General features: G+C 72.9%; 2 protein-coding genes. Both read right to left on the bottom strand.

The window, feature by feature from the left end; translation table 11 throughout:
- The coding region (locus KN815_RS48395) for an FkbM family methyltransferase (RefSeq protein ID WP_253209725.1) at positions 1-995 on the bottom strand (995 nt) is incomplete at its 3' end.
- The coding region (locus KN815_RS48390; RefSeq protein WP_216348113.1) for a stealth family protein at positions 968-2,639 on the bottom strand (1,672 nt) is incomplete at its 5' end. The genes KN815_RS48390 and KN815_RS48395, both read right to left, overlap by 28 nt.

Below are 2,639 nucleotides of genomic sequence, written 5' to 3'. Positions count from 1 at the left end.
CGACGGGCCAGCGCGGCCGCGCCCGCCAGCCGCAGCAGCCCCGTGCGGGGCACCCGCGTCGCACCCCGCGGCGAGCGGTACGGCGCGTTCCAGCCGTAAGGGAACGACGCCTTGTCCGTGCTGATGATGTTCGTCGTCTCGTCGCACGCCAGAATCGCGATCAGCCACCGCCGCACCGCCCGGTGGAAGGCGGGGGTCAGCGGCCGCGGGGCCAGTAGCCAGTCGCGGCACTGGCCGCTGACCGCGGACCGGTAGGTCGTCTCGTCGTAGCGGTGCCAGGGCGACTCCGGGGTGATCGGGTGGAGTCCGTAGTCCATGGCGGTCAGCGGCACGAGGGCGGTGCGCAGCGCGTTGTGGTCGGCGCCGGGGAGGAGTTCGCAGACGATCCAGGGGCGGTGACGGCGGATCGTCTCGTACGACCCGCGCAATACCGCCGCCTCGAAGGTCTCCACGTCGATCTTGATCAGATGCGGGGTGATGCCGCGCTCCCCGGTGATCGCGTCGACCGTCGTGACCGGCACCGTCACCGACTCGGTGTGCCGGCGGTGGGCCGGGTTGAGCGAGTTGGAGGACTCCGACTTATGGGAGAAGTACAGCTCGGCGGTGCCCGGTTCGGCGGCCAGCGCGGTCTGCTGCACCTCGAAGCCGAGGCGGTTGCAGTCCCGGATCCGGCGGCACAGCGCGGCCGTCTCCGGGGTCGGCTCGAAGGCGATGGCCCGCGGCCCGCGCCCGCCGTTCCCGTACACCGCGCTGATCAGCGCCGAGTACAGCCCGATATGCGCGCCGATATCGTACACCACGCTGCCCGCGGGCGCCTGCTGGGCCAGGGCCAGCAGGGTGGCCTGGGTGGTCGGCTCGTAGCCCGCGAGCCCGGCGCGCCGCAACTGCCGCTGTACGGCGGTCTGTTTGCGGCTGAGCACATTGAGCGCCCGCGGATACGGCCCGCCCGCCTCGAGGACGTCCGGGTTCAGGGGAAGGGTGATGGCGAGGGGCATGGCTGCCGCGTCTCCTGTCGGGTGACGGCCCGCTCCAGCGGGCTGGGGAGGGGGAAGTAGGCGTCGAGGAAGGGGCGGACCAGAGCCAACTGGTCCTCGAGGTCGTGCTCGGAGGAGACCGTGTCGTTGAGGCAGAACGCCTGGCAGTGCCGCGCCCGCAGCAGTCTGGCCAGCCGGGCGCGGACGGTGGGCTGGGCCAGGTCGAAGTAGTCGTAGCGGAGTTGGGCGGGGACCGCGCGTCCGGTCAGGAAGGCGTAGTAGTGGTGGAGCGAGGACGGTACGGAGATGTCCGACGTCGACCGCACCCGGCTGGCCATGGTCGCGCGCACCGCGTCCGGGAACTCCTTCTCGATCTCGGCCAGCACGCTGGTGCGCAGGGCGTGCGGGGTGTGCTTCATCTTCTGGGTGACGGCCGGGCCGAACCGTTCCGCCAGCAGCGCCCGGTTGTTCTTGCCCGCCGCCGATACGGGCACGTCGCCGGGGCCCACGGGGGTCAGCGGGATCAGCGCCCGGGACGGGAAGAACTTGGAGACGCCGTTGGCCAGGAAGAAGTCCTGCGGGGTGACCGGTGAGCCGAGGAAGACATCGTCGTTGAAGTAGAGGAAGTGCTCGGCGAGTCCGTCGATGTGGTGCAGTCGGGTCTCGATGGCGTGGGAGTTGAAGGTGGGCAGCACACTGGTGTCGTCGAAGATGTCGTGGTGGTCCACGACGGTGATCCCCGGGTGCGAGGCGGCGAGCCAGTCGGGCACCTGACGGTCGGTCACCAGATAGATATGGCGCACCCAGGGGGCGTACAGATAGAGCGAGCGCAGGGAGTAGCGCAGCTCGTCGCGGTTGGCGTAGCGGGCGGCGTTGGCGGCCTGGGCGTGATAGCCCGTGCCCGCGAGGGCCGCCCGCCGCCGCTGCCACTGCGGATCCGAGCCGTCGACCCAGGTGTAGACGACGTCGATGGGGAAGCGGACCTCGTCCGGCAGCCGGGTGAGGAACTCCGGGCGGGTACGCACCAGCGGCCCCGGCTGCCAGCCGATGGCCGGGGCGAGCCGGGTGAACACCTGGTCCGGGGCGCGCACCGGCTCGCCCACCAGCGGCACCGAGGCGGTCGTACGGTTGAAGCGCGGCGCGATCAGCACCCGCTCCGCGCCCTGCCCGCCGGGCTCCCAGAACTCGATGTCGCAGCCGTGCGCCGGGCCGAGGACCAGCCGTCCGCCCGGCCCGGCGTGGAACCGGGTGAAGCGGACCACGGGGGCGGCGGCCAGCCGCCGCCAGGCCCGTCGCGTACCGCCGAGCCGGGGCGGGGCCGCCGCCGCCCGGCCCCGGGGCGGGGGCAGCGAGACATACCCGGCCTCCTCGGCGCACAGCGCGGACAGCGCCTTGACCACCTCCGCCCGCTGATCGGCCCGGACGCCCACGGCCGAGGCGACGTTGCTGTGGCAACGGACCACGAAGTGGTCGATCCGCGCCCGGTCCAGGGCCTCGCACACCAGCCGCAGATTCTCGGCGCGCGCGAACAGCGGGGTGGGGGAGGGGGCCAGGGTCACCACGAGGGCGCCCCGTCGGCTCGTGACCACCATCCGGCCGGACCCCGCCAGCAGCCCGGCCCGCCGCATCCGCCGCCGGGCCCGGCGCAGCCGCAGCGCGCCGGAG

Origin of the sequence: Streptomyces niphimycinicus (assembly GCF_018883605.1) — a bacterium.
GTDB classification, from domain to species: domain Bacteria; phylum Actinomycetota; class Actinomycetes; order Streptomycetales; family Streptomycetaceae; genus Streptomyces; species Streptomyces niphimycinicus.
The sequence above is the reverse complement of the archived record's forward strand: the minus strand, read 5'-3'. Positions and strand labels throughout refer to the sequence as shown.